Origin of the sequence: Paenibacillus sp. 1_12 (assembly GCF_900114475.1) — a bacterium.
Lineage (GTDB): Bacteria > Bacillota > Bacilli > Paenibacillales > NBRC-103111 > Paenibacillus_S.
Genome location: NZ_FOTE01000007.1, coordinates 68334 through 94407, shown reverse-complemented (window position 1 = coordinate 94407; position 26074 = coordinate 68334). Strand labels below are relative to the sequence as shown.

Sequence of the window (26074 nt, the reverse complement as noted above, 5' to 3'; positions counted from 1 at the left end):
ATCATTTTAAATAAATCACCCACTGTTGGTCATCTCATTTCAACGTAGGATGTATGATTAAATAATGGAGACAGCGCTGTCGTTTGATCGATATAAATAAAAGCATCATAACGCTTCGAAATGACTGTAGGAACGTAATTGCCTCTTTCCCGATCTGGATGATATACGACGCCGATTGCCCGATGACCAACAAGGGTCTCATCCAAAACGGGCTCCGATACATCGAATAAGAGTAATTTGTCCTCTGCCCCATCCCGGTGCAGTAATTCCTCCCAGCTATTCACGATAGCCGGCGGCATGCGCATTTCCTCCGGTTCAGCGCCCCATGCCTTACCTGCTAACACAGTACCCTGATAGGAACCGAAGCCAATGGCATATACATCATGACCATGCTTCTCCCTGAGCAACTGACCAACGTTGACCATCCCTTCATCACTCATATCCGTCGCACGAGCATCCCCAATATGGGTATTATGTTCCCAAACAAGAGTCCGAGCATCTTCACCGTGAAACTCCATCAGCTTCTCCAGCGCCTCAACCATGTGGTGGTCCCTGATATTCCAAGAATCAGCGTCATGATGAATCATTGTCCGGTAGTACGCTTCCGCCCCTTTTACCGCAAGTGCGTTCAGTTCGGCACTGAGCGCGTTCTCCTTATCCATCGAATGGGCGTCCTTCCATTTATCCTGCAGCCGACGAAGGAGAGAGACGACATCGTCCTCACAGCCTTCTCCATAAATAGAGGCTGAAATTCCGTAAGATTGCTCATCACGGCCGTACGGTTCAAAACACTCAAAAGCCCGCTTTGCCACCTGCAGATCTGCGCTGTCCTTCGTACTAAGGTACTTCAGAATTTCATTCATAGATTCCCAAAGACTGTACACATCAATCCCGTAGAAGCCGACTTTTGCTTTGTCAGGTTTGTCCGCGTTATACTGACGTAACCATTCGGCAAGCTCAAGGATTTCGCTGTTAGCCCACATCCAGGCAGGCCATCGATTAAAATCCTTTAACGCTTCCTTCGCATCGACCGCGGCATCAGGGTATCCCTTGACGTAACGGTTCAACGTGTAGCATGACGGCCAGTCACCTTCTACGGCTATGAATTGGAAACCTTTTTCTAGAATCAACCGTTTGGAAAGCTCTGCACGAACAGAATAAAACTCCGTAGTTCCATGCGACGCTTCCCCTAAGAGCACATATTTAGCATTGCCTGCCTGATCGATTAATTGTTTGGTGCTTTCTTCTTTAGTTAAAGGTCTTGCTAGCTTGCGTATGGAGTGCATAATCAATTTGTTATTCATCCATCGTCACTCCTCACTTGCTTAGTCAAATTAATTCTTCCAAAGTTTGCACGCATTCAGGACAAAACATGCATTCCTTAACCCGAATAGGTACACCGTTGAAAATAAAATAAACCCTGCTCCCTTCGATACACGAAGGAAACAGAGCTTATGAATCACGCAAACTATAGCTTACAGACCAAGCTCACGCCGCTCCTCGTCCGTGAATATCCTCGAGCGCGTCAGAAAACGTAGTCCTTCTGGACCTTCAAGTGAGAACATCCCACCTCTGCCTGGTACTACGTCAATAATGAGCTGCGTATATTGCCAATACTCGTATTGAGCCTTACTCATATAGAAAGGTGCATCTCCGATGTCGCCCAGCCATACATCGCTGTCGCCAATCATAATGTCTCCCAGCGCGTAGCACATCGGTGAGCTGCCATCACAGCAGCCTCCGGATTGATGGAACATAACAGGGCCATGCTTGTTCTTAATCGTATCGATTAGCTCGAGTGCCGTATCAGTGGCTACAACCTTGCTAACTCCCGTCGTCATGGCTCAACTCTTCTAAAAGAATCCAAGGGCATCGGGACTGTAGCTGACAAGCAGATTTTTCGTTTGCTGGTAATGCGAAAGCATCATTTTGTGATTCTCGCGGCCAATACCTGAGCTCTTGTAACCACCAAAGGCAGCATGCGCAGGATAGGCATGATAGCAGTTCGTCCATACACGACCAGCTTGAATGCCGCGGCCCATTCGGTAAGTCGTGTTCATGTCGCGCGTCCATACACCGGAGCCGAGTCCATAGAGAGTGTCATTGGCGATAGCGAGCGCCTCCTCCTGATCCTTGAACGTCGTCACGGAGAGAACCGGTCCAAAAATCTCCTCCTGGAAAATTCTCATCTTGTTATGTCCTTTCAGAACGGTGGGCTGAATATAGTAACCATCGGAAATATCGCCTTCCACCGCTGCTCGATTTCCTCCAATCAGGCATTCAGCACCTTCCTGCGCACCGATATGAATATAGCTCATAATTTTCTCAACCTGCTCGGTGGAGGCTTGAGCCCCAAGCATCGTGTCGGTATCTAACGGGTTGCCCTGCTTGATAGCAGCAACACGTTTCAAGGCTCTTTCCATAAATTGGTCATATATCGATTCCTGAATTAAGGCACGAGACGGGCTGGTGCACACTTCACCTTGATTCAGTGCAAACATTGCGAAGCCTTCAAGCGCTTTATTGAAAAAGGCGTCATCATGTGCCAGCACATCCTCGAAAAATATGTTAGGTGACTTTCCACCCAGCTCCAGAGTGACTGGAATCAGATTTTGCGATGCATACTGCATAATTAATCGGCCTGTTGTCGTCTCTCCAGTAAAGGCGATTTTTGAAATACGGCTGCTGGAGGCAAGCGGTTTACCTGCTTCAAGTCCGAAACCGTTAGCGATATTGAGCACGCCCGGCGGCAGCAAATCCTGGATAAGCTCTGCCAATACCATAATGGATGCCGGTGTTTGCTCAGCAGGCTTCATGACGACCACATTTCCTGCGGCAAGAGCAGGAGCAAGCTTCCAGGTTGCCATGAGCAGCGGGAAATTCCAAGGTATAATTTGACCGACGACACCAAGTGGCTCTACAAAATGATAAGCTACCATATTGTCATCCAATTGGCTGAGTGAACCTTCTTGGGCTCGAATGCTGCCTGCAAAATAACGAAAATGATCAATCGCCAGCGGCAGATCAGCCGCTAAGGTTTCCCGAACCGGCTTGCCATTATCCCAGGTTTCGGCAACCGCCAGCATTTCCAAGTTCGCTTCCATCCGGTCGGCAATCCTGTTCAATATGAGTGCACGCTCCGCAACCGACGTGCGACCCCAAGCATCCTTGGCCGCATGAGCGGCGTCCAAAGCCAATTCGATATCCTCGGATGTTGAGCGAGAAACCTCACAAAAAACACGATTGTTTACAGGTGAAGGATTATCAAAATATTGACCTTTAACAGGTGCAACCCACTGCCCTCCAATAAAATTTTCATACCGTTTTTTAAATGTAACTTTGGATTCAATTTGTCCTGGTTGTGCATAAATCATATAGCTCAGCCTCCTTAAAAATAAAATACAATATATATACAAGCAAAAATCGTGCCAACATGTTGGATATGCCTTTATCAGCCTTATTTGTAAGCGATATCTCGTAAGTGTTTTATTCTGATACATCGGTTGTGTTTCATTTTGGTACAATCTTTCCTTCAGCTACCTTTAATGAAAGCAACTATGTTATGATCGATTTAGGATACCGATTACGATGGGGGTGTTCATATTTTAACAGTAAATAATAACCTTCTATCCGAAGCAGCAGCGTTATCTTGGAAGCGGTGTCATGAACTTGGATTAAAACCGGGTGATCCTGTCGATGATGTCATCTTAACGGAAAATCGTCTTCAAGCTCTGCTAAGGCATAACGAGCAAACCATCCATTACGCGGAGCAAGTATTCGAGCAAATGCATGCCAGCATCAAGCAATCTGGCCAGATAGCGTTATTAATCGATTCAGAAGGAAAGGCGATAACCATCTGCTCACTTTGAGAGACGCGGAGATCACAGCCATCAAGAGGGCGCTAAAGGCTGCCGAATGGAATCTTAGCAAGGCTGCCAGTCAATTAAAAATCGGACGAACAACTTTATATCGTAAAATCGAGGAATACAACATTTCTTTATTATAATGGGATAGAAAAAGAGAAGGAGCACACACGGTGTTCCTTCTCTTTTTCTATCCCATACTTCCGAGGCTTCAATTCTATTTTTACAGGTTGTACATATACCTATTAAAAAGATTGGATGGTCCATCTGGAGGTTTTTCATGAATGAGATGATGATTGGTGGCTTTCTTTCAGCAGTTTCAACCGGAATTGGCGCACTGCCAGTTCTTCTTTTCAAAAAATTGTCCCATCGTCATATGGATATACTACTCGCTTTGACTGCAGGTATTATGGTTGCAGCTTCCGTTTACGGATTAATGCCTACCGCATTAAAGCTATCCAATTTGTTTGTATTATGCTGTGGGGTTTTATTGGGTGTGGCATCCCTCAGTGTGTTGGAGGAATATCTCCCTCATGTGGATATCGAGCATTCCAAATCGGGAGTAATACATTTACTGGATTCCAAGTCCTTCCTACTTGTTGTGGCCATGTCGCTGCATAATCTGCCTGAAGGCTTATCCATTGGTGTTAGCTATGCTAGTCAGGTTGAGGGTTTAGGCAATGTAGTTGCTCTCTCTATCGGATTGCAAAATGCACCGGAAGGTTTACTTATTGCCTTATTTCTGACTAATCAGGGTTTACGCCGCCTTACTGCCATTGGATTAGCTGTGTTCACCGGTTCTATTGAATGGTTTGCATGTATCCTCGGCTCCCATTTGACATCTTCATTTTCTAAGCTGATCCCGTATGGACTTGCCTTTGCCGCCGGTGCGATGCTATTCATTGTGTATAAAGAACTAATCCCGGAAACACACGGCCATGGGCATGAAAAAGCAGCCACGTTCTCGTTTATCGTGGGTCTGTTAATGATGGTTTGCCTGCTTGTTTGGTTTGGATAAATTCTCGTCAGATGTCTGCAAATAACGTGTTTCGAGCTGCTCAGGCGGCATAGGCGGATCAATCACAAAGCCTTGTACAAGGTCACAGTTCATCCTCCTCAAACATTCCATTTGCTCCAGAGTTTCAACTCCTTCCGCAATGACTCGGAGATTCATACCATGCGACATGTCGATAATGGCTTTCGTAATGACCAAGCTCTTCGAATCACTAGTCAGCTCCTGGACGAAGCTCTTGTCGATCTTAAGAATATCAATGGGAAACTTTTTCATATAACCAAGTGCGGAATAACCTTTTCCAAAATCGTCAATCGCGATTTGAAAGCCATATGATTTAATTTCGTGCAGAATCTGCAGCACCGATTCCATGTCGTGTATGCTGCTGCTCTCTGTTATTTCGATTACGATTTGCTGAGGGCTGCAGCAGGTCTCGCTTACAATATCGCGAATACTTGCAGCTAAATCTGGCGCCAGAAACTGCCTTGCTGATAAATTAACAGCTATCGCGGGTACGGCAAACGAGGCCGAACGCCAACGATCGAACTGAACACATACTTCCTTTAATACCCATTTGTCGATTTCCATAATGACACCGGTTTCCTCAGCGATAGGGATGAATTCTGCGGGGGATACAGAACCAAGCGTTGGATGATTCCAGCGTAATAACGCCTCCATGCCCTCTATGTAACCGGTTTCTGTGCACACTTGGGGCTGATAATAAAGAGTCAGCTGATTCCTGACGATGGCCCATCTCAGCTCATTCTCCAGATCAAGCTTTCTCAGGAAGGTGCTAATGATGCTTTCGTTAAAAAATTGGTATCCTCCGTTTTGGATTTTGGCTTGGTACATAGCTAAATCCGCGTGCTTAAGCAGTGTTTCGAAGTCGCTGCCATGCGTTGGATACATGCAAATTCCAATGCTTGCGTTAATATAAAGCTCATTGTCCTCCACCCAGAAAGGCTTTTTGATATTGGAAATCAGATGAGTAGCGATATACCGCGCTTCTTCCATATCCTGTAAATCCTGCAGAACGATAATAAATTCGTCGCCCCCCAGACGAGACACGATATCATCCTTTCTAACGACGGAGCTCAGACGCTCGGCAACTTGCTGGAGAAGCTTGTCCCCAGTGCTGTGTCCCAAGGAGTCATTGACCATCTTGAACCGATCAAGATCGATAAAAAAAACAGCCAGCTTCTGGCTTGTTTTCAATGTCCTTATGGTAGCTTCATGAACTAGTTCACTAAGCAAGGTACGATTAGGCAGCCCTGTTAATTTATCGAAATGAGCCAAATATTTCAGGGCTCCTCGGACTGCTTACGTTCCGTAATATCTGTGAACATTCCGATATAATTCGTGATGTCCCCCGTTTCATTCCGCAAGGTCGTAATAGACAGCCATTCGGGGTATAGCTCACCGTTCTTTCGTTTGTTCCAAATCTCACCTTCCCAGAGACCGGTCGTGTGAATAATTTCCCACATTTTTATGTAAAAATACTGATTCTGAAGTCCGGAATGTAGTAATCGCGGTGTATGGCCGGCAGCTTCGTCCTCTGTATATCCAGTCATTGTCGTAAATGCTTGATTAACAGATAAAATTTTAAGCTGCTTGTCCGTAATCATAATGCCTTCACTGGAATTGCTGAACACTTGTGCGTGCAGCCTAAGCTTGGAAATTGTATTCTTGCGATGGGTAATATCATATGTATTCATTAAGAAGACCCCTCTCTGCAGCAGTGCCCTTGCATCTCTTGCTTTATAACGTTATACCTGCCATGAGAAGACGCGCTTTTAATGGTTCATGGACGTCAGTAAACGTAATAATAGCATTGTAATCGGTAGCAATTTTTTGTACTGCCAACATGAGGCCAAGCCCGGAGCTGTCCATTTCTGTTACGTTTCCGAGATGGAAAGTGATACTGTGAAATTGTTGTTGAATGATCGGGAACAATTTTTGTCTGATGGAGGTAGCTTCTTTTACGCTGATAAATCCGGTTAGTATGACGTCGATCTGTTGGTCTCTATCCTTTATTTCATAGCACATAAGCATTCCTCCCAATGGAATTTCAAACGTAATCTACCTAACCTTACTGCATATACCAATATTTATCTGTGATATGGATCACTTGAGATAATGATAGAGATTCAGGAAGTGATGAACAATATAGTAAAATCCCCATACATCAATAGATGTACAGGGATATGTGAAATTCTTATTAGTCTATGAATGAATCATCCTTATGACGTTACTCCATTTACTTGATATCAACGACAAAAGGTACGGTAAAGACTTTATTATGATGTTGAAATTGTGCCCATAGCTTATAAACACCACTTTTCGGAAAAGAGGTTGCGAACTGTGCTTTGGGGCCGGATGACTTTTCGTCTACCGGGTGAACATGGATATATTCCTCCACGTTAGCCGACAGGATCACCACGTGTCCCACAGCGCCCAAATAAGGCTCCAGGTTATTAATGCCCTTCTTCGTCTGAGCATCACGAATATTGAACGTTAACATAACTTCTTCTTTGGGTTTGGTGCTGCTTAACGCGAGCTCGATTTCTTTACCATCGGTCTCCTTGACAAGCTTTGCGTCAGCAGTAATGGCATTGTGCACCCCTTCTTTACCTTCTACCTTTACCCATTCGCTTAGCGTTGTGCTGGAGCCTTTGGTTGGAATAAAGTCCGCGAATAGTTTGTAGTCACCGCCCGCTGGAAAAGAAGTACTAATCGTAAACTTACCATTTCCTTTGTAATCGGGATGAATGTGATTAAAATACGATAAATCATGGTTGACGACGATGAGATGCAGCAGTTTCTCATGATTAAGATTAAACTCGTTTACTGACATCCCATCTTTCCCATTAATTTGAATGGTCAGTTCGGTTTGTTCATTCGCCTTCACTCCTGTTGGAGCAAACGTAAACAACGCTTTAAAATTATCAGTAACCATTTGTTGGCTCATATTATGACCTGAATGGTCCTCTGCATTCCCTTGTTTAGAGCTTGTCTCATGGCCAGACGTGTGATTGCTGTTGCTTGTAGTACCGCAGGCAGACAATAATCCAAGGGTAAGTACAGTTAAGAAAATAATTATTTTCTTATTCATTGGCTTAACTCTCCAATCTTTTTCTGAGAGGACTAGTGACGTATTTTTACCCGCTGCAGCCTGAGCGCATTGAGAACAACGGAAACCGAACTTAAAGCCATTGCCGCTCCTGCTACCCATGGAGCTAACAACCCCATCGCAGCAATCGGTATCCCGAGCGTGTTGTAGCCAAGCGCCCAAAATAGATTTTGCTTGATATTGCTCATTGTTTTGCGGCTCATATAGATCGCATCCGGGATGCTGGATAGATCGCCGCGCATTAGTGTCACATCCGCTGCCTCCATGGCCACATCGGTGCCTGTACCGATAGCCATGCCAATGTCCGCCGTCGCCAGAGCGGGCGCATCATTGATGCCATCTCCAACCATGGCAACGATCCTGCCTTGTTCCTGCAGCTTTTTCACTTCTTTTGCTTTTCCTTCTGGAAGCACTTCAGCGAGAACATAATCAATTCCGACTTGAGCTGCTATTGCCTTCGCCGTTCGTTCGTTGTCACCAGTAATCATAATCACCTGAATGCCCATTTCTTTCAGCCGGCTAACCGCGGCTTTCGAGGTTTCTTTGATTGTATCCGCTACTGCCACCATACCTGCATATTGGTTGTCGAATGCGACGAGCATCGTTGTTTTGCCGGCTTCTTCCAAACGAGCCATCGTATCAAAAGCATGTCTGGCATCCACCTCGTATTGTTCCATCAAGCGGCGAGTGCCGATCAGCAGCTGTTTGCCTTCTACCACAGCTTTGATTCCAAAGCCAGGGATCGCTTCAAAGGATTCAGTACCCCGCAGCTCAATATTACGTTCCCGGATGCCTGCAACAATGGCTTCCGCAAGAGGATGCTCCGAATTGATCTCCGCTGTGCCTACAAGTCTGAGAAATTCCAACTCGTCACCGTTCGTTATCACATCTGTGAGCTCTGGCTTCCCTTTCGTGACGGTGCCTGTTTTGTCCAGAATAATCGCATCGATCTTATGGGTTTGCTCCAGATGCTCGCCACCTTTGAACAAGATACCGAACTCTGCGGCTCGTCCAGAGCCTGCCATGATAGAGGTCGGAGTTGCCAGACCGAGCGCACAAGGACATGCGATAACGAGGATAGCAATTGCTTTTTCCAAAGCTCCTGCAAAATCTCCAGGTGTAACGAAGAAATACCATACTAGGAATGCAATAAGCGCAATACCTACAACAACAGGGACAAATATCCCGGAAATGACATCCGCCACCCTTTGAATTGGCGCTTTGGAGCCTTGTGCTTCTTCTACGACTTTAATAATTTGCGCAAGCGCTGTTTCTTTGCCGACTTTAGTCGCTTTAATCCGCAGCATGCCGTTTTTGTTAATTGTCGCTCCTATTACCGTGTCACCGATTTTCTTTTCAACAGGAAGGCTCTCTCCCGTCAGCATCGATTCATCCACCGACGAAAGACCTTCCAGCACCTCTCCATCCACGGGCACCTTATCACCAGGACGGACATGCACGATATCCCCCGCTATGACTTCATCCACCGGTATCGTTAATTCTTGACCGTCCCGGACAACTAACGCGGTTTTCGCTTGCAGTCCCATCAAGGACTTGATCGCTTCCGAGGTCCGGCCTTTGGCGAGTGATTCGAATAATTTCCCCATGATGACCAGTGTAATCAATATCGCACTCGTCTCATAATACAAAGAAGGTCCGTGATGCACACTTCCGCCCCCGATGGACCAGGTAATCGTCAAATACAAGCTGTAAAAATAAGCAGCCGAGGTACCCAGCGAGACCAATACGTCCATATTGGCACTGCCATTGCGCAAAGCTTTATAGGCACCCACATAAAACGGTTTGCCAACATAAAATTGAACTGGAGTGGCGACAATAAGTTGAAACCAAGGATTCATGAGAATTTCTGGCATGTAAATCCACGACGTGAATGAAAAATGGGCAACCATGCTCCACAAAAGTGGTAAAGAGAGAACTGCTGAAATGAGCAGTTTGCGTTTTTGATTCTGCACTTCTTTCAAACGATGCTCGCCAGGGTTTACATTTTCCTGCTCTGTGACCGCTTTATAGCCGAGCTGCTTGACCTTGTTTTGCATATCGGTGATTGTGACTTCACCTGGCGAGTATTGCACGCGTGCTGTTTCCATTGCAAAGTTGACAGATGCGTCAGTGACACCAGGCAGCTTGCCAAGTCCTTTTTCTATACGATTCGCGCACGCGGCGCATGTCATACCTTCGAGCTTAAGATGGGCAACCTCTTTGACGGTATCGTAGCCTAATTTCTTGATGGTATCTTCCATATTGCTAATGCCAGTTATGGCTGGATCATAGGTTACACTTGCTTTTTCCAATGCGAAGTTCACATTGGCAGAGGTTACGCCTTCGAGCTTATTTAAACCTTTTTCGATGCGATTTGCACATGCTGCACAGGTCATACCCGTGATAGGTAAGGTTGTTTGTTTGGTTGCGTCGGTCGCACCTTGTACCATAGTGATTCACCCCCTGTCCACTAAAGATGGATTACACAACATCGTAGCCCTGCTCTTCAATAGCTTCTTTTATACGTTCTATGGTTAGTTCGTTATCATTATAAGTCACTTCAACAGTGCTATTCTTAAGATCAACTTTTGGGGAAGCTCCCATTTCTTTTAAAGCTCCTTCAATGGAATTCACACAATGCTGGCAGCTCATTCCTTTTACGTGCAATGTCTTGCTGTTCATATTCCTCATCCCTTCATCTTTTCCATTTTGTATAAATATCATAATTTTCTTGATTGGCTTTAAGATTGATTTCAACTATTATCATCTCGCTTTTAGTATACCCCCTCACCCTATATTTAGTCAACATTTTTTTACTATACCCCTGTACCCTATCTGAATTTCTAAAGAAAAAGCAGCCTACTCTGCTGCCTGATTGGAAATATAGGTTTATTTCATTAATTTGTTTACCGTTGTCATAAGTTCAGTAATTACTTCTGTATCGCCTTCTTTAATACGCTCGACGATGCAGCTTTTCATATGATGCTCCAACAATAGCTTACCAACCCCATTCAATGCCGACTGAACGGAAGCGATTTGATTCAGAACATCATCACAATAGGTGTCCTTTTCTATTAAGCCTTTAATTCCGCGAATTTGGCCTTCAATTCGATTCAATCGATTCGTTAAGCTGCTTTTTACTTTGTCTGAATGATGGCTTTTTCGTCCTGTCTCCTCGAGCGAGCAGCAACCAGATTCTTGATCCATGGATGAATCCAGTGTATCGATTTCCACGTTCATTTGACTCGCCTCCTTTACCTTTCCTTGAATTATACTATACTCCCACACCCTATACAATCCTTGACTGGCCATCAAACACGCTCACTTCGGATAAATCCAGCAGCTTGTATCGGACCCTTTGTAATAACTTCTGACATGATAGCTGTCATTTGTTCGGCAGAATAATGAAAATCATGCTCCACCCACCATACTATCGTGCCAATATACAGAGATGACAAGCAATTTTCAAGAAAATCGTTAGGGATTCCCTTTGAATCTTGCAGCTGTGAATGATTCTGGTTTAATACTTGATGAAAAATATGATGAATAATCTGTTTCATTTTATCATGAAAGCGCGGTACTTCATGTTTGCCGAGCATAGCCTTACAAAAAACAGAATGCTCCAAAACATGCTCGAACACGATTCGTATAATAGCTTGTGACATGAGGAACTGATCGGATTTTTGGGCGATAACGACCGTAAGCTTGCCCGTCAGTGCATCAAGCACTTCATCCGTGACAGTTTCAAGGAGATCCTTTTTATCTGTATAGTGAAGGTAAAAAGTATTCCGATTCGTCATGGATCGCTCAGCGATATCCTGTATTGTTATGGCATCGTAACCCTTTTCCCTGATCAGCTCAAGAAAAGCGCGGCGGATCCCTTCTCTGGTTTTGATAACGCGCAGATCGGTTTTTCTAGTCATCGATAACTCCTTAACTGTAGCAATATGGTGAAGTTATTAGCATAAATAGACAATGTGATGTATAAACAGCAAATCGCATGTAAGTCCATATTGAATCTAAAAGAAGCGAGCCTATAATTTAATTATAAACATGATGTTGATTACTTAACAAATCGTATGTGTAATAATTCCTGCACAATGTTCAAATAGTAATCTGGTGCATGCAGCCGGATCAACGATTAGGAGGTAATAACATTGGAAAATATGACAGCTCCACAAATTCCCCAACCCAAGACGTACGGTCCGCTTGGCAATTTGCCGCTCATTGATAAGGTTAAACCTGTACAATCGATGATTAAGCTTGCAGAAGAGTTCGGCCCCATCTTCAAACTGGAATTACCGGGTAGAACGATGACTATGATCTCTGACCATAAACTAGTGGCAGATGCCTGTGACGAATCCCGTTTTGATAAAAAAGTGCATACCGCTCTGATGAACGTTCGCCCCTTTGCGGGTGACGGGTTGTTTACGGCTGATACAGAAGATCCTAATTGGCAGAAGGCTCATCATATATTATTGCCAAGCTTTTCGCAGAGAGCCATGCAGGGCTATCATCATATGATGGTCGATATCGCTACGCAGATGATTCAGAAATGGTCCCGTCTGAACCCGGACGAAAGCATCAATGTGCCTGATGATATGACACGGCTGACGCTGGATACAATAGGTCTGACTGGCTTCAATTATAGGTTCAACAGCTTTTACAGAGAGGAACCGCATCCCTTTATAACGAGCATGGTTCGTTCACTGCATGAAGCTATGAGCCAGCTTCAGCGGCTTGGACTGCAGGATAAGCTGATGGTACTAACTAAGCGTCAGTACAAGCATGATATTCAGTCCATGTATACGTTGGTGGACAAGATCATTGCCGAGCGTAAGGCGCAAGGCAGCCAAGGTGTAGACGATTTGCTATCGCATATGCTGGAGGGGAAAGACCCCGAAACGGGCGTAGGGCTGAACGACGAAAATATACGATATCAGATTATTACATTCCTGATCGCCGGACATGAAACAACTAGCGGTCTGCTGTCATTTGCCATCTATTATTTACTAAAAAATCCGGAAAAGCTGCAAAAAGCTTATGAGGAAGTGGATCGTGTGCTGACTGGGCCTATTCCAACCTACGGCCAGGTCCGGGAGCTGCATTACGTACGTATGGTATTAAACGAAGCGCTCCGGCTATGGCCGACTGCTCCCATGTTCGCGCTCTACGCCAAAGAAGATACACTGCTTGCTGGCACATACCCAGTGGCAAAGGGTGAGGCTATATCTGTACTCATCCCTCAGCTTCATCGTGATAAGAGCGCATGGGGCGACGACGTTGATGAATTCCGACCAGAGCGCTTCAAGGACCCAAGCCAAATTCCTCATGACGCTTACAAACCGTTCGGCAACGGTCAACGTGCTTGTATCGGACAGCAGTTTGCGCTGCAGGAAGCAACGCTTGTACTCGGCATGGTGCTTAAACACTTTGAGTTGATCGATCATACGAACTATCAGCTGGATATTAAGGAGTCGCTAACTTTGAAGCCGGATGGCTTTACGATCCGGGTCCGCCCGAGAGGTAACGCAGGGGTAGGGACTGTACTATTAGACGGTTCTGAAGTTACTTCTCCACCTTCTCCACAATCCAAAACAAAGCAGGCAAGCCATCCAGATGTTAGTGTTCAGACCCATAACACGCCGCTGCTCATCCTGTACGGGTCGAATATGGGCACAGCCGAGGGCATCGCCAGAGAGCTGGCTGATGAAGCCAAGCTGCAGGGATTTCGCTGTGAAATCGCGGCAATGAATGACAGAGCAGGCAAGCTGCCGAAGGAAGGCGCTGTATTTATCGTGACGGCGTCATACAATGGCAAGCCGCCAAGCAGTGCTCGTACCTTTGTGCAATGGCTTGAGACTATAGGGTCAGGGGATCTGAATGGAGTTCAGTATGCGGTATTCGGATGTGGTGACCGCAACTGGGCAAACACGTACCAGTACATTCCACGCCTGATAGACGAACAGCTGGCCGCCAATGGTGCTACCCGACTTGCAGAGCGTGGTGAAGCGGACGCTAGCGGCGATTTTGAGAAGCAGCTGGATGAATGGAAAGAACAGCTGTGGCCAGGTGTGATGGATAAGCTCGGTCTGCAGTTGAATGCTAAGACTGATAGCGAGCGCAGCACACTGACAGTCCAATTCGTCAGCGGCTTTGTTGGCACCCCATTGGCTGAATCTTACGAAGCAGTACATGCAAAGGTATTGGATAACCGCGAGCTGCAGGGTGCAAGCAGCGAACGCAGTACGCGGCATCTGGAGATTGAGCTGCCGGAGGGCATCACTTATCAGGAGGGGGATCATCTTGGTGTGCTGCCGTGCAACCGTCCAGAGCTGGTAGAGCGAGCACTGCGTCGCTATCGTTTGAACAGCAATGATCATCTTATCCTGAAGGCAACAGGACGCAGCGCAGCACACCTGCCGCTCGACCGTCCGGTAAGCCTGCATGACCTGTTGTCTCACAACGTGGAGCTGCAGGAAGCAGCGACTCGTGCCCAGCTGCGAGAGCTGGCGGCATACACTGTCTGCCCGCCACATAAAAAGGAGCTCGAGGCACTGCTAGCTGAAGACGTATACCGGGAACAGGTGCTGAACAAACGGCTCACGATGCTCGATTTGCTTGTTAAATATGAAGCCTGTGAGCTGCCTTTTGAACGATTTATCGAACTTCTTCCCCCACTTAAACCTCGGTACTACTCGATATCCAGCTCGCCGCGCGTTCAACCGGAGCAAGCAAGTATTACGGTTGGTGTCGTGCGTGGACCTGCATGGAGCGGTCAGGGTGAATACCGTGGAGTCGCATCGAATTATTTGGCCGGTTGTCACGTTGATGATGAGGTAGTTATGTTCATACGAACCCCGGAGTCCGGTTTCCAACTGCCGGAGAATACGGAAACGCCGATCATCATGGTTGGGCCGGGAACAGGAGTGGCTCCATTCCGCGGTTTCCTACAGGCACGAAGCGCCTTAAAGCGTCAAGGAAAGAAATTGGGTGAAGCACATTTGTTTTTCGGCTGCCGGGGCGATGACGACTATCTATATCGTGAAGAGCTGGAACGATTTCAAGAGGAAGGGATCGTCACTCTGCATTGCGCATTTTCACGGAAAGTTGACACACAGAAAACGTACGTCCAGCATTTGATGGGCCAAAACGCCAAGCTGCTGGTCGACATCTTTGACAATGGAGGCATACTCTACGTATGCGGGGACGGCAGCCGGATGGCTCCGGATGTAGAAGCTACACTTATACAAGCTTATGGCGAAGTCCATAACCTGGATGAACAACAAGCAAAGCAGTGGTTAGACCGCCTACAGTCCGAAGGACGATATGCTAAGGATGTTTGGTCAGGCGTATAAGTATTGAAATTGGTGTATTCGCAAAACGTTAGTATCATTAATTATTAATGCAATAAATCTTGTGTAAAGGGGCTGAAATTCACAAAGACGTTTTGTGAGTTCAGCCCCTTTACATTCCTGTTCTTTCATGGTTCCCCCTTCCCTATCTTCTCAATCCTTTGCTGCTCCAAACCTTTTTGCAGATCGGGCTCGTGCGCGCTCAATCTCAACCTCTCGATTACGAGATTCGGCATTAGTTACCAGCGTATCCAACAGATTCTGCGCTACCACAGTCACCTCCGCTATAGCGAGATTGAACGCTTCCTCATTGGACTTCGAAGGCTGGTTGAAGCCCGTTATTTTTCTCACGAACTGGAGCGCGGCAGCATGAATCTCATCTTCAGTAGCTGGTGGATCGAAGTTAAATAGGGTTTTAATGTTTCGGCACATCGTATTCTCCTTTGGATTACCGTTTTTTATTCATTTTACAACACTCCCTTCCCCACATGCCAGCTGGAAAATTCTTATTTTCCATTTTATCTTAATCAATTTAATCCAAATAGAAAGACTAGCATGTAACCCAAAACAGACAGCAACACCGATCCTATCAGTCCTGCGGCAAACGACTTCATTCCAAGACGACGAAACGTAAGGATATCCACATTAAGCCCAAGTCCTGCCATGGCCATAGCAATTAATAAATAAGCTGCCACAATGAATTGATTCGTAACAGCTGATGGAATAATACCAAGTGTGTTGACACCGCTCATCGCTAAAAAGCCAACAATAAACCAAGGAATCGGGATCGAATTCAAGCTCGATTTCTGTCCATCACCCTTTGTTTTACATTCCTCACGGTTCGCCCAAATTCCAATAATGATGGCTACCGGTACCAAAAGAGCGACGCGTGTCAATTTAACGATAATAGCCAAATCCACTGCCTCTTGACCACCCGGAGCTGCAGCAGCGATTACATGAGCAACCTCGTGAAGCGTTCCACCTGAGAAAATGCCGTATCCTTTGGCTGTTAAACCAAGCACTGGGTAGAGCAACGTATACGCTAGAGTAAAAATAGTTCCCAATATGGCGACTGTTGCGGCCCCAATCGCCGTTTCATTGTCATTTGCCTTGATTTGCGGTGATATAGCTACGACAGCTGCTGCGCCACATATCGCCGTACCGCATGCCGTTAAAATACCTAAACGTTTTTCCACTTTGAACAACTTGGTAATGCCATATACGACAAAAATCGTAAAAACAATATTGATGATCGCAATAGCTACAACCTTTGGGCCCGCATGAACGATATCGATCAGATTTAATTTCATTCCAAGTAAAATAATGCCGTATCGTAGAAGCTTTTTGCTTGAAAAGGCAATGCCTTGCATGGCTTGCTGAGGCACGCTAACTACCGCTCTCCACACGATCCCCAACAAAATCGCTATAACTAGCTGACCCATGATACTTAGGAACGGTAACACCGCCAAATATTTGGCTGTAACAGCAAGAAGCAACGTTAAACCAATGCCGGGCGCAAAACCCCATATTTTATTTTGTTTATTTGGCAAGGCGTAGGTCTGTACCATTATCCTCACTCCCAATCGTATAGTTACATTTTATAGCTTCACTATAAGACTGTTTCAACCATTAGTGAAATATCAATTCCTTATTTGTATGATGAGAAAAACTTATGATTAAAGTTGTTGTATTTCAAGAGCACATGTAAAATGTTATTGTGAGGTGAATTTGAAATGATTGTTGAAACCCTTCGAGTTTTTGTAATTGTAACAGAACAAAGAAACTTTTCGAGAGCCGCAGAGCTGTTAAACTTGTCCCAACCAGGGGTCTCTCTGCACATTCGTAACTTAGAAAATGAATTTGGCGCAAAACTTATGCATCGTTCACCGAAGCTTGTCAAACTAACAGAGGCAGGTGAAATTCTTTATAAACGAGCGAAGCAAATTCTTTCCCTTCATCAAGAAGCCAAACAGGAAATTCAATTATTGAATGAAAAAGTAACAGGATCCATACAAATTGGTGCCAGCTTCACAATTGGTGAATACATCCTCCCGCGGGTGCTCGCGCAATTTGCCGCACAATTTCCAGAAGTCGAAATGTCCGTTACGATTGCGAATACAGAAGAAATCACTCAAGCTTTGAAAGCTAATAAACTTGATCTCGGCTTAGTTGAGGGTAATGTAGCGTCTAGTGGAATGATCATTACTCCTTACATGAAAGACGAAATGATACTATTCACTTCTGCAGAACATCCTTTGGCGTCCAAAAAAACCGTGAAGCCGGATATGCTTCATGATCACATCTGGATACTTAGAGAAATTGGTTCGGGGACGCGTGCCTTCAGCGAACAGTTTATCCAAGCAGCTGGAATTTCAATAAAACGTTCCTATGTATTCAACAGCAGCCAAGGGGTCAAAGAAGCGGTTTCTGCGGGTCTTGGTATTGCTATTCTCTCACGCTGGATTGTACGAAAGGAGCTTGAATCGGGAGAACTGTGTCAAATAACTGTAATCCCCAAGCTGTTGGAACGTAATTTTTGGATGCTTCGAAATCATGATCATGCATCTACAATGGCTGTGAATATGTTCATACAGAAACTAATTCATAATAAGAGCTGAAAAAACCCACTCTGAGTGCTCGCATAAAAGCGTCTTCCAACCGTCTATGCTGTGATAGCAAACTTTTATTCTTGTAAACTAAAAATGTGTTTGATTTCTATTTTGTTTGTGTTACTATTTTTGCAAGATTAACTTTTACATAAGAAGACATTTAGGAATACAGGGATTGCTGCTAGAACCTGTGAGCTCGCTTTTAAATGGGTCTTAATAAAAGATGATATGGAGTGAATGTGAAATGGAGATTCGATTAGTAACAAACCATGAACTCAAACAGGCTGTCCAGCTTGCAGACGACGTATTCCGTAAACCGGGGCAAAGCTCAATGGGTACAAGCTTTCCGTTTCTTTTCGCACCGGGTTTAAGTCATTCCTATGGAGCTTTTGATGAAGGTCGACTCGTTTCCTTTATGGGACTTGTTCCTTTTGTGATTCATACTGGCGGAGCGAGGCTCAATGTATTTTCTATGGGAGCGGTGTGCACGCATCCGGACTATCGTGGACAAGGCATCGCAGGCCAACTGCTTGATCGCTGCAAGCAGCATGTCGATGAAGCCGGCGCCTCCCTGCTCTTCATTTCGGGCGACCGCTCACTCTATACGCGAGTACATTGCTATCCATTTGGAAGTACGGAGCACTTTACATTGGATACAGAAGGTGCCGTTCGACTTAAAGCTGCAGTATCTGCCCTACTTACCGGAGACAGCCCTATTGAATCACGATCGTTCCAGTTGGCAGACTTATTCGCTCTGCAAGCGACAGCGGCAGACCGAAAAGTCGCATATGAGCAGAGCGTTACCGACCTCGGCTTAATGATTGAAGCCGAAGCTTATGCCAGCTGTCTAAGACTGGAGCATCGTACACTTGTAGCTGCAGGAGAAGCCAGCAGCGTCGATTCATTCGCTGTGATTGCGGCACCTGGTCACTCTGCGGACAGTAAGCCCCCAATAACCATTGAATGGGCGGGTCCTGCTGCTCACGTTGGTACCCTGATTGCCAATGCAGTTGAGCAATTAAATCTCACTCAGTTGAAAATTCCAGTGTGCTGGCACGAACAGAAGCTAATTGAACTGCTGCGAGAAGCATCTGTTCCTTCGGAAACAAAAGCCAACAATGGAACCGTATATATTGTGAACGCGCAGCGGGTTCTAGATCAAGCTTTTCCTGGTTCTAACAAGGATCAACAGCAGGCGTTTATGGTTAACTCCATGGAGGATGGTACCTATAAGGTAAAGACTGGAGATACGAGCCTCGTCATCACTCCTTCCGAGCTCGTTACATTGCTGTTCGATCCTTCCTCCCTCCACAAGCCACTCCTGCCAGGGTGGTCTACAATTCCGCTTCCCCTTACAAACGGACTTAATTACATTTAAATCTATAGGATTAGAGGATGTGCAGCAGCTTATATATCACGATTTTGCCAATTTACACAGCATGATCTACGACAAAGAGTAGGCCTCGGCCTACTCTTTGTTTACTTTATATTCAGTTCAATTTAGGAATGACTGCAGCTATAGGCTGCCCTTCCCTTATTGATAAGTCGGGACTTAGAAAATTCATGATGTTCTCGCTGTCATCCGTTGATCAAGCTGTTCAAGCACAAATGGCCAAGCCTGATCGTGCGCATCCCTTGACGCCTCGTCCTGAAAGCCTTCATGTGTGAGGCGTAAATACGTACCTGTGCCTCGGGGAGTGAACTCTACCGTGACCACCGTTTCAGCTCCAAGTGTTCCACCCGCCCCAGTAACCCATGTCATTTCCACAAGACGTTCACGCACAAGCCTTAGGAAACGCCCGTAATGCGGATGGCGCCTTGCCTCTTTTTCCGACTCTACTTTGTAGCTCGTTTCAAAAAAGAAAACAGAATTGACCTCACCTTTCATAATTACCGAACCAGGAGCAGCAAACCATTCATCGAACTGCTCTGTCCATGCGCGATATAGTACTTCAGACGATGCAACCATCAATCGTTCCGTGGTTAAACGGAAGGGCCTGGCCGAAAGATCAGGAACTGAAACAGACATAGTCATATACTCAAATCCTTTCGCTAATAAAATATGGATCTCGATTACTCCACTCTTCTACAAGCTGCCTCATACAAAAGATGGCTTGGCACCCATAATATCCATCTTGTACCACATTTCCCAGCTATTCTGATCATCGGGTTGGACATAAGTGGATATATGTGATAAGCAATGTTGAAAACCCGTTCCACCAAGCACAAATTTTAGATTCGGGTATTTTACCCGACATTCATCGATCCAATGCTCCAACGCTTCGATAAGTCCATGATCAGTAACCGAAACAGCCACTACAGAAATCTGCTTCTGCTCAATGACTAGTTTCAAATCACTTAAGGGTGTATTGGGGCCTAAATAAATCACATCCACACCCTTTTTTCGTAAAAATAAGCTGAAGAGCATCAAGCCCATATGATGATGTTCTCCCTCAGGACACAAAGCCAGCACTTTTGGCAGATCAGGATGAATGGGAAGAACTCTAAAAAACTGTGTTATTCTTTGCATTACCAATTGGGAAGAGAAATGCTCCTGAGCAACCGTTACGTTCCCTCTTTCCCACTCTTCACCCATTTGATATAATACTGGAACCAGAATATGATGGAACACATCGTCATAATGATACAAGGCAAAAGCAAGATCGATTATTTCGTGTGACTGGAATGTATTGAGATCAACTAAGTGTCCAAATAGCCTTTCAATTAGATCATCATAGGGCTTACCGACTTGTGTTCGTTCAACCGCTTTAATGGGTTTCTTAAGACTTCTTTGTTTCAGCAGCCACACAGCCTCGCTTACTTTCATTTTGTTCTCGTCAATTTGGGTTTTTATCCATTTAAGTGTGTCTATATCGGCATCGCTATATAAACGATGTCCACCATTCCCTCTAATTGGATTTATGATCTGGTATCTATTTTCCCAAGCTCTTATGGTTACTGTGGGAATACCTAGCAATTCAGAAGCTTTTTTAATGCTATACATATCTTACCCACCTCGATTTAATTATACATAAATTATACAAAATGAATAGTGCAAGAGCATTACTCATATAAATTCAATGATATTAAAATATATGTTGCATATTTTGTATAGATTTTGTATAGTTTCTGTATATTTTATTATATAAATCTATACATAATCTATGCATATATTATACTCAAGAAGGAGCCCTACATGATTAGTGCAACAAATGATAAGCATACAAGCAACCAAGTGCTTGATGAGAAAGCTGTGCTTTCAGCCATTGATCGGTCATTGGCCATGATCGAGTTCGACATCCACGGTAAAGTATTATGGGCAAATGATAACTTTGCAAAGACTATGGATTATGAAACAGCCGAAATGCCAGGATTGATGCATCGACAGTTCTGTACACCAGAGTTTGTCAATAGTCCGGAGTATGCCGCGCTATGGAATGATCTTAAGCGCGGACATCCTTTTCAGGAAAAAATATTACGAGTTACAAAAAATCGACGTTTATTATGGTTCGAGGCTACCTATAGCCCGGTTTTTGACGCAGAAGGTCAAGTGCAAGCCGTAATTAAAGTGGCAACGGACATCACAGCTCGTGAGAATGCCACCACCCAAGTTACAAGTGATTTGCAGCAGATGGCACATGACCTTTTACAACGTGCAGAGGAAGGGATTTTTAGCAGCCAGCAAATTGCATCAGCCGTTGAAAGTGTCGTCAAAGAGGCTAATGACAACATCCAAGTGCTGCAGCTATTGGAAAATAAGGCTAGCTCCGTTCGCGGGATCATGAGGACAATTCGGGATATCGCTTCACAAACAAATTTGTTGGCTTTGAATGCCGCTATCGAAGCCGCGCACGCAGGAGAACATGGACGCGGCTTTAACGTGGTGGCAAACGAGGTTCGTAAGTTGGCTAAGCAGGCAGAGGAAGCGACAGCGGAAGTGAACTCTAATTTGGAGGGAATTGCTGCTCAGGTAACAGAAATTGCAAAAGGTACAAAACGTTCGCAAACCTTAATTACTGACAGTCAACGTCTTACTCAGCAGGCAGTTGATGAATTTACGGGTATCGGCCTTGCTGCACAACAATTGGATAAACAGGCTCACGCATTAGGTGAGCTACTGTAAGTACGCGAAATTCGGTCTGATCCATAGATGGCTCAACCATGATTGAATGGATGGGGATATCCGTAAGGTATCCTTGTCTCATGATTAGAATTCGAACGATCTCGTTTTCCGAGAATCAACTGATTGTGTACAGATAAAGGAGCAAACCATGACCCTCTTCTACTATATAGCCTCAGATAAAAAGCTGCCAACAGGATCTTTCGGTAAAAAGAAAACCATAATGAAGCTTAAAGATGCTCTGGAACTGCATCCACCCCAGGCTAACTCACTACCCGCCACAATCGAACTCACTCATCTTTATGAACAGAATACTGAGGTATATGAGACGGAGGAGGATGCTGCCGGCCTTTATATCAGCGGTCCACTTACCAATCAGGATACTTCACGGCATTTTCGGCATCCGTTCGTTTATCAGGTTGATCACGACGGAGGCTCGTTCAGTATCAGCAAACGGAATCAAGAAATTAGGCCACAATCTTATCTACTGGGCAAAAAATGTTTGACAGAGCTTTTCACCTACCTTAACCGCATTCTCGAATCAGGTGAAGATGCAGAGCTCTTTGCTTGTTGGGCACATGGAATTGAGAGATTCGAAGAACCGCGAAACAGCAAGCTTGATCTTGTACTCGACTTGAATATATTTGAACTAGGAGACGAATTTGAATGGCAGGAAAGACAATATATCGTGGTGAAAAAGTAATCGGGTTTAGAGGAACATATCCATGTGTACTGAAGGGAATATTTCAAAAAAAGTGTACAAGCTGAAGCAGCAGCCAGTTAAGGACCTAAGTGTCTCCGGCAGTCTTCAGCTGGTACACAGTATAAAGTTAAACAAGATGTAGTTCGACGGTTATATTACCTCTCGTTGCTTTGGAGTATGGACATACTTGATGTGCGGCTTCAACCAATTCTTTTGCTACTGAGGTTTCAATCCCCCGTAAGGCAATATCCAATTTCACTTCAAGCACGAATCCGCCATCTGCTTCCTTACCAATAGTGACGTGGGCCGTAACCTCTGTACTTTCCACCTTGATTCGTTGTGTTCTGCACACCAAGTTTAATGCACTCTCAAAACACGCAGCATATCCGGCTGCAAAAAGCTGTTCAGGATTGGTAGCCGCACCACCTGCACCTCCTAATTCTTTAGGCATCCTTACTTCAAGATTCAGAATGTTATCGCTGGACACAACCTTGCCATCTCTTCCACCTGATGCTTTTACGGTAGCTGTATACAATTTTTCCAAGCTGGCTGCTCCCTGCTTAAATGTATTTTTATTTTATAGGTTAAACATGTATTATAGTTACCATTTAGCGGGCATTTCATTCTCTACGATTCTGGGATGGCTTATCGATTACTATGCTGCATAGTTCGATTGAGGAAGTTACTCATCAGCAAGGGAAGGGAAATCAGGATGGGAGGGTCATCCAAGCGGGGAACGTGAAGCGTAACTTGCTGATGTGGAACGTCGGAGCAGGATTGGACTACGATCGGCTCTCTTGAACGAGTACGTAAGGTTGTATGAGGAAGCAGTATGTCCGTAGCCTGCATTCCCCAGGAGACCGATGTCGCCATCAAATAATAGGTGCCTGGTTGTACGCCCGTAAAACAAAAATCTCCCAATGAAAACAGCAATGTTCCGTGTAAGGGTAGTCCTTCAGGAATAGGTTTGGGAAATAAGCCGATCAGTATGACACCATCAAAAGGAATCGTGGATTGGATGGTCCCTTCTATTCTTCCATAATGATTGTTATCAGAGTGAGAAGTACACAAGTCTTTAAGGTTATGTAAAGAACGGAACTCGCTGCTCGCTTCAAGTGTTGAGTTTCGAAAGTCGGTCGGCGTCATGCCTACCCGTTCGGTGAACCGCGTCGTAAAGGTTCCCAGACTTTGCTGTCCAATTTCTAATCCAATATCCCGAACACTCAAATTCGTACGAAGCAACAAATCCTTTGCTTTTTGCAATCGGAGTGAAGACACATAATATAATGGGGATAGACCCATTCTTTCTTTGAAAATACGAGTGAAATGATATGGACTATAGGCAAGATGAGATGCTAATTGGGACAAAGAGATCGGTTCATCGATATGCTGATGGATGTAGGCAATCACCTGATCTATTTCTGAATACCGTTCCGTCATCAATCCCGCACCTTCTCTCTATTTTATCGGAACGTTTGTTCCCGTTTATTCTAACACAAAAACATATTTTAGAAAATAAATAATTTCATAGATATTACCACATTCCATTCTCTCACATTTTCCATTTTATACCTTTTATTCAATTATGAATACAGCTGCAACAGCGATTGGAAGACGGGGCTGGACAGTTGTTGTTTCCGATATTGAGTTATTCCTCCTTTACAGCTTATAATAAGTGAGAACAAAGTTTATAAGAAAAGGTGTCAATGATGAGCATATTAAACGTAGAAAAACTAAGTCACGGTTTTGGAGATCGTGCGATCTTCAAAGATGTATCATTCCGCCTGCTTAAAGGCGAGCACATTGGACTTATTGGTGCTAACGGTGAAGGCAAGTCCACCTTCATGAACATTATTACGGGTAAGCTTCAGCCAGATGAGGGCAAGGTTGAATGGTCCAAGCGTATGCGAGTAGGATACCTTGATCAGCACGCGGTGCTCAGTAAGGGTCTAACGATGCGTGATGTTCTTAAGGGCGCCTTCCAATTCCTGTTCGATATGGAACAAGAAATGAACGACATGTACGCAAGAATGGGCGATGTAACTCCAGAGGAGCTTGAACAACTGCTTGAGGATGTTGGGACGATTCAGGATACATTGACAAATCAAGATTTTTACATGATCGATGCCAAGATCGACGAAACCGCTCGCGGACTGGGACTTACCGATATTGGATTGGATAAGGACGTCAATGACCTAAGCGGTGGACAGCGTACGAAGGTTTTACTTGCCAAGCTGCTGCTAGAAAAACCAGACATCCTGCTTCTAGATGAGCCGACGAATTATCTGGATGAGCAGCATATTGTATGGTTGCAGCGATACTTGCAGGAGTATGATAATGCATTTATTTTGATCTCACATGACATTCCGTTCCTGAACAGTGTCATTAACCTGATCTATCATATGGAAAATCAAGAGTTAAACCGCTATGTTGGCGATTACGACTACTTCCAGCAGGTCCACGAAATGAAAAAACAGCAGTTGGAATCCGCTCATAAACGTCAGCAGCAGGAAATCGCCGATTTGAAAGACTTCGTAGCTCGTAATAAAGCGAGTGTGGCAACAAGAAATATGGCAATGTCCAGACAAAAGAAGCTTGATAAGATGGAAATCATCGAAATCGCCAAAGAAAAACCGAAGCCAGTTTTCAACTTCAAGGACGCGAGAACGTCTGGAAAGCTGATTTTTGAAGCAACGGATCTCATCATCGGTTATGACAGCCCTTTATCCAGACCACTCAATCTTCGTATGGAGCGCGGTCAAAAAATTGCACTTGTAGGTGCGAACGGTATCGGTAAAACGACACTACTTCGGAGTATTTTAGGTGAGATTCAGGCTCTGTCAGGTACAGTAAGGCTTGGTGAACATCTGAATATTGGCTACTTCGAGCAAGAAATGAAGGACGCCAATTACAATACCTGCATTGAAGAAGTGTGGAAGGAATTCCCTTCTTTTTCGCAGTTTGAAGTGCGCGCGGCGTTGGCCAAGTGTGGACTCACAACCAAACATATCGAGAGTAAAATTGTCGTGCTCAGCGGCGGCGAAAAAGCAAAGGTTCGTCTTTGCAAGCTGATCAACAACGAAACGAATCTGCTCGTGCTCGATGAGCCGACGAATCACTTGGATGTGGATGCCAAGGATGAACTGAAGCGGGCTCTAAAAGCTTACAAGGGCAGCATCCTGTTAATTTCCCACGAACCTGAGTTTTATCGTGATGTCGTTACCGAAACCTGGAACTGTGAATCATGGACGACAAAGGTGTTTTAAACTTGTTCCCCCACAA

At 44.9% G+C, this 26074-nt stretch carries 25 protein-coding genes; 8 read left to right on the top strand and 17 right to left on the bottom strand.

Features of this window, described 5'->3' with window-relative positions; genetic code table 11:
- Window positions 1-29: 29 nt before the first annotated feature.
- The 3 genes from BM210_RS17050 to adh all read right to left on the bottom strand — a co-directional run bounded on the left by BM210_RS17050 (window position 30) and on the right by adh (window position 3374).
- Complete coding sequence (locus BM210_RS17050) at window positions 30-1304, bottom strand: erythromycin esterase family protein (RefSeq protein WP_091170515.1); 1275 nt, start codon at window positions 1302-1304, stop codon at window positions 30-32.
- Between the two features lie 171 nt (window positions 1305-1475).
- The gene (locus tag BM210_RS17045) at window positions 1476-1841 is read right to left on the bottom strand and encodes a DUF779 domain-containing protein (protein ID WP_091170512.1); all 366 of its coding nucleotides are present in this window, start codon (window positions 1839-1841) and stop codon (window positions 1476-1478) included.
- 12 nt (window positions 1842-1853) lie between these two features.
- The gene (gene adh / locus BM210_RS17040) at window positions 1854-3374 is read right to left on the bottom strand and encodes an aldehyde dehydrogenase (RefSeq protein ID WP_091170509.1); all 1521 of its coding nucleotides are present in this window, start codon (window positions 3372-3374) and stop codon (window positions 1854-1856) included.
- 491 nt (window positions 3375-3865) lie between these two features.
- Between adh and BM210_RS35720 the strand changes: the two genes are divergently transcribed.
- Together BM210_RS35720 and BM210_RS17030 are read left to right on the top strand one after the other, a co-directional pair.
- Window positions 3866-4006 carry a helix-turn-helix domain-containing protein gene (locus tag BM210_RS35720; protein ID WP_256223691.1) on the top strand — a complete coding sequence of 47 codons (141 nt, stop codon included), beginning with the start codon at window positions 3866-3868 and terminating at the stop codon, window positions 4004-4006.
- A gap of 137 nt (window positions 4007-4143) precedes the next feature.
- Window positions 4144-4881, top strand: coding sequence for a ZIP family metal transporter (locus BM210_RS17030; protein WP_091170504.1), 738 nt, complete (start codon window positions 4144-4146; stop codon window positions 4879-4881).
- On the opposite strand, the gene BM210_RS17025 is transcribed toward BM210_RS17030, so the two are convergent.
- The 8 genes from BM210_RS17025 to BM210_RS34860 form a co-directional block, all read right to left on the bottom strand.
- Window positions 4846-6171 carry a putative bifunctional diguanylate cyclase/phosphodiesterase gene (locus BM210_RS17025; protein WP_091170501.1) on the bottom strand — a complete coding sequence of 442 codons (1326 nt, stop codon included), beginning with the start codon at window positions 6169-6171 and terminating at the stop codon, window positions 4846-4848. The genes BM210_RS17030 and BM210_RS17025 overlap by 36 nt on opposite strands.
- 5 nt (window positions 6172-6176) lie before the next feature.
- The gene (locus BM210_RS17020; protein ID WP_091170497.1) at window positions 6177-6590 is read right to left on the bottom strand and encodes a PAS domain-containing protein; all 414 of its coding nucleotides are present in this window, start codon (window positions 6588-6590) and stop codon (window positions 6177-6179) included.
- A 43-nt stretch (window positions 6591-6633) separates the two neighbouring features.
- Window positions 6634-6921 carry an STAS domain-containing protein gene (locus tag BM210_RS17015; RefSeq protein ID WP_091170494.1) on the bottom strand — a complete coding sequence of 96 codons (288 nt, stop codon included), beginning with the start codon at window positions 6919-6921 and terminating at the stop codon, window positions 6634-6636.
- A gap of 211 nt (window positions 6922-7132) precedes the next feature.
- Window positions 7133-7987 carry a hypothetical protein gene (locus BM210_RS17010; RefSeq protein ID WP_091170492.1) on the bottom strand — a complete coding sequence of 285 codons (855 nt, stop codon included), beginning with the start codon at window positions 7985-7987 and terminating at the stop codon, window positions 7133-7135.
- A gap of 32 nt (window positions 7988-8019) precedes the next feature.
- Entirely contained in the window at window positions 8020-10455 is a 2436-nt protein-coding gene (locus tag BM210_RS17005) for a heavy metal translocating P-type ATPase (RefSeq protein WP_091170489.1), read from the bottom strand.
- Window positions 10456-10486: 31 nt separating this feature from the next.
- Window positions 10487-10687, bottom strand: coding sequence for a copper ion binding protein (locus BM210_RS17000; protein WP_091171035.1), 201 nt, complete (start codon window positions 10685-10687; stop codon window positions 10487-10489).
- Window positions 10688-10894: 207 nt separating this feature from the next.
- On the bottom strand, window positions 10895-11212 hold the full coding sequence (locus BM210_RS16995) for a metal-sensitive transcriptional regulator (RefSeq protein ID WP_091171033.1): 318 nt from the start codon (window positions 11210-11212) through the stop codon (window positions 10895-10897).
- A 104-nt stretch (window positions 11213-11316) separates the two neighbouring features.
- On the bottom strand, window positions 11317-11928 hold the full coding sequence (locus tag BM210_RS34860) for a TetR/AcrR family transcriptional regulator (protein ID WP_177237856.1): 612 nt from the start codon (window positions 11926-11928) through the stop codon (window positions 11317-11319).
- A gap of 243 nt (window positions 11929-12171) precedes the next feature.
- Here BM210_RS34860 and BM210_RS16985 point away from each other — a divergent pair, with 243 nt between their 5' ends.
- Complete coding sequence (locus tag BM210_RS16985) at window positions 12172-15363, top strand: bifunctional cytochrome P450/NADPH--P450 reductase (RefSeq protein ID WP_091171031.1); 3192 nt, start codon at window positions 12172-12174, stop codon at window positions 15361-15363.
- A 150-nt stretch (window positions 15364-15513) separates the two neighbouring features.
- On the opposite strand, the gene BM210_RS16980 is transcribed toward BM210_RS16985, so the two are convergent.
- The gene (locus BM210_RS16980; protein WP_091170487.1) at window positions 15514-15792 is read right to left on the bottom strand and encodes a DUF2277 domain-containing protein; all 279 of its coding nucleotides are present in this window, start codon (window positions 15790-15792) and stop codon (window positions 15514-15516) included.
- Between the two features lie 95 nt (window positions 15793-15887).
- A complete protein-coding gene (locus BM210_RS16975; protein WP_091170485.1) occupies window positions 15888-16928 on the bottom strand; it encodes a YeiH family protein in 1041 nt (346 codons plus the stop codon).
- Between the two features lie 165 nt (window positions 16929-17093).
- Here BM210_RS16975 and BM210_RS16970 point away from each other — a divergent pair, with 165 nt between their 5' ends.
- Window positions 17094-17978, top strand: coding sequence for a LysR family transcriptional regulator (locus BM210_RS16970; protein WP_091170483.1), 885 nt, complete (start codon window positions 17094-17096; stop codon window positions 17976-17978).
- Between the two features lie 235 nt (window positions 17979-18213).
- Window positions 18214-19347 (top strand): GNAT family N-acetyltransferase, encoded by a 1134-nt coding sequence (locus tag BM210_RS16965; RefSeq protein WP_177237855.1) that lies wholly within the window; start codon window positions 18214-18216, stop codon window positions 19345-19347.
- Between the two features lie 183 nt (window positions 19348-19530).
- On the opposite strand, the gene BM210_RS16960 is transcribed toward BM210_RS16965, so the two are convergent.
- On the bottom strand, window positions 19531-20004 hold the full coding sequence (locus BM210_RS16960) for an SRPBCC family protein (protein ID WP_091170478.1): 474 nt from the start codon (window positions 20002-20004) through the stop codon (window positions 19531-19533).
- A gap of 63 nt (window positions 20005-20067) precedes the next feature.
- Window positions 20068-20973 (bottom strand): MerR family transcriptional regulator, encoded by a 906-nt coding sequence (locus BM210_RS16955; RefSeq protein WP_091170476.1) that lies wholly within the window; start codon window positions 20971-20973, stop codon window positions 20068-20070.
- A gap of 192 nt (window positions 20974-21165) precedes the next feature.
- Between BM210_RS16955 and BM210_RS16950 the strand changes: the two genes are divergently transcribed.
- Both BM210_RS16950 and BM210_RS16945 read left to right on the top strand, forming a co-directional pair.
- Complete coding sequence (locus BM210_RS16950) at window positions 21166-22092, top strand: methyl-accepting chemotaxis protein (protein WP_091170473.1); 927 nt, start codon at window positions 21166-21168, stop codon at window positions 22090-22092.
- Window positions 22093-22240: 148 nt separating this feature from the next.
- Window positions 22241-22792: a hypothetical protein gene (locus tag BM210_RS16945; RefSeq protein ID WP_091170470.1), complete on the top strand. Its 552-nt coding sequence runs from the start codon at window positions 22241-22243 to the stop codon at window positions 22790-22792.
- 127 nt (window positions 22793-22919) lie between these two features.
- On the opposite strand, the gene BM210_RS16940 is transcribed toward BM210_RS16945, so the two are convergent.
- Window positions 22920-23336, bottom strand: a complete 417-nt coding sequence (locus tag BM210_RS16940) for an organic hydroperoxide resistance protein (protein ID WP_091170467.1) — start codon at window positions 23334-23336, stop codon at window positions 22920-22922.
- A 101-nt stretch (window positions 23337-23437) separates the two neighbouring features.
- Complete coding sequence (locus tag BM210_RS16935) at window positions 23438-24232, bottom strand: helix-turn-helix domain-containing protein (protein ID WP_091170465.1); 795 nt, start codon at window positions 24230-24232, stop codon at window positions 23438-23440.
- A 269-nt stretch (window positions 24233-24501) separates the two neighbouring features.
- Here BM210_RS16935 and BM210_RS16930 point away from each other — a divergent pair, with 269 nt between their 5' ends.
- Window positions 24502-26058, top strand: coding sequence for an ABC-F family ATP-binding cassette domain-containing protein (locus tag BM210_RS16930; RefSeq protein WP_091170463.1), 1557 nt, complete (start codon window positions 24502-24504; stop codon window positions 26056-26058).
- The last annotated feature ends 16 nt before the right edge of the window (window positions 26059-26074 follow it).